At 41.4% G+C, this 2,469-nt stretch carries 1 protein-coding gene and 1 pseudogene; one reads left to right on the forward strand and one right to left on the reverse strand.

Annotated elements, in window-relative coordinates:
- Positions 1 to 275: pseudogene (locus Q0369_RS06815) on the forward strand (TonB-dependent receptor); the annotation flags it as partial.
- 757 nt (positions 276 to 1,032) lie between these two features.
- Here the strand turns inward: Q0369_RS06815 and Q0369_RS06820 are convergent.
- On the reverse strand, positions 1,033 to 2,469 hold a 1,437-nt coding region (locus Q0369_RS06820; RefSeq protein ID WP_298097738.1), incomplete at its 5' end, for a hypothetical protein.

Genomic DNA, 2,469 nt, shown 5'->3' on the forward strand with positions numbered 1-2,469 from the left:
TAAACGGCAAACCCGTAAGAAATAGCGAGGTGGAGTGGAGAAGCGGCGGATATACGACGATCGATTTCGTAACCTACGCCAAGCCGATCAAATATCTGACGCTTAGAGCGGGCGTTTATAATATAACCGACCGCAAATATATCACTTGGGAAAGCGCGAGATCGATAAGACCTTTCGGAACGAGCAATCTGATAGATCAAGAAACAGGACTTGGCATCAATCGCTTTTACTCGCCTGGTAGGAACTATAAACTCACATGGGAGTTTCAGTTTTAAAATTTAATCAAGTGTTTGACATCTTATTAAAACAAAAGCCTTTGGAATCAAAATTTATAGATTTATTAGTAAAATTAAAAAAGATGGTGATAATAAATCATTTGGTGTCATTTAAATTTTCAAATTTTATGTAGCGTGTAAATTTCAAATTTTACGTGGCGCGGTAGTCCAAAGGCTTTTTTCTGCGATGACGTCAGCTTTATAATTTTGCAATGACGCCCGCGATTTTTCCCTTGCTTCGAGATCGAATTTTTGCCCGTGTAAATTTACCGAGCCGGAAAATAGCGCCCGTATGTGCTAAAAATTTCGCAGGCGCACAGCCCTACACTTCGCAAATCGCAGGGGAATTTTAATGCCGTGAATCTGCAAGCGGATCATCTCGCTTCCAAGCGAAGACAGCCTTTTTGCGGCAATGTGCGTAATCTATTTCTCTTCGCTCTATCTCGCCCGCTTGTAACGACAAGTCTTATAAACGCAGTGGTCTTTTAAAAATTTTAACTTCAAATTTTGCTCCGAAGCTCGCTAAATTTAAGGAAGAGCCCACACAGATAAATTGTTCTATTTTTACTAGGCGCACGAGGTTTTTAAATTTGCGGTGCCCGTATGAAGCTTTAAAGCTCGATAAGTCTCGCCGTCGTTAGCGCGCAGGGCTGATCCGGCTAGCGATCTTTTGCGCGATTTATCTCCTTGTATTATTTGCTTAGAATCCCGCCACAGTATATGTCGGCGCTGGACAAATCATAGCTTCGTTTTAAATTTAATCCTCATATCCTCTAATGCCAATATGCCTTCCCTCTATCTTAGGAACTACGGGCTTCTTTTTAAGCTTAACGCCATACAAATTAATGCCGTAAAGTTTACTAAGGCGGATAAAATCGACGTTAAGCTCCTCTAAATCGGTATCGCGAAGATCAATGTATTTAAGACTCGTCATATCGTTTATACTCTGCGGTAATTTTTTAATTGCAGTCTCGGAGATATCTAAAATTTCTAAATTTTTTAAATTTCCGATGCTTTCCGGAAGCTGCGTAATATTTTTGCCGTGGATGTAAAGCTCCTTTAAATTATGTAGGTTTCCGATGCTCTCAGGGGTTTTCGTAATGGCTTGGCTGTTAATTTTCAGCTCTTCCAAAGCATCAAGCATGCCGATGCTCTCAGGCAGACTCTCTTGCTTATATCTGCCAATATCAAGCTTTTTTAAGCTTTTTAATGCGCCGATACTTTCAGGAATTTCTTGTATATTTTCAGACCAAATATCAAGCTCCTGCAGATTATGCAAATCCCCTAACTCAGACGGGATCGTTTTGATATTTGAACCTATATGAAGCCTTTTGAGCGACGGGATTTTCACGGCGAGCCGCAATCTATCATCATCCATATGGCCCCACTCCTCAAGATTGGGTAAATTTACGATGTTTTCAGGAGGAGAGGTAAAATCTTCGCTTAGTTCCTTTAGACTCGGCATTCGCGAAACCTCATCGGGTAGCGCCTCTATATGCGTGTTCGTAAGATATAAAATTTCCAGACTTTTCAGCTCCGCCAGATACGTAGGTAATGTATGCAAAAATTTACAACTGTAACAGTGGAGCTCTCGTAGCTTGCTCATCCCTGTAATCTGCGGCGGCAATTGCGAAATATGCGTTTCATCCAGCTCAAGATATTCTAAATTCTTTAAATTCGCTACATTCGCGCTCAACTCTTTTACGGAGCAACGATCCAAAATCAGCGTCTTAAGATTCGGAATTTTAGAGATATTTTCACTAATCTCCGTAAATTTGGTAGCGCGCAAGCCTAAATACTTGAGCTTTTTTAAATTTTGCACGCAAGAGGGCAGATCCGAAACTCTCGTGCCTTGCAGATCGAGCTTTTTTAAATTTGAAAGCAAACAGATTTCGGGCGGAACCTGCGCAACCTCATCCACCCTAATCGGCGAAACGGTCATAAAATTCGCGTTTCTGCCGAAGTCTAGCTCATCAATGTCCGCAAGCTTTTCATACAAATTCCACGTCGTAGCGATATCGCTAAAGAAGTTTTTACCGTAGTAATCCCTCTGTCCTATATCGCTAAAGCGTAGAAAATCCGCCAAGTTTTGCATCTGCGTATTTTGATCCTCGCTCAGCTTTGGGCTAGACTTCAGGCGGATGTCCTGCGCATCGTTTGACATACTAATTTTAATGCCTTTAAAACCGGAGAT

It is taken from the genome of uncultured Campylobacter sp., from assembly GCF_938030685.1.
Classification (GTDB): domain Bacteria; phylum Campylobacterota; class Campylobacteria; order Campylobacterales; family Campylobacteraceae; genus Campylobacter_B.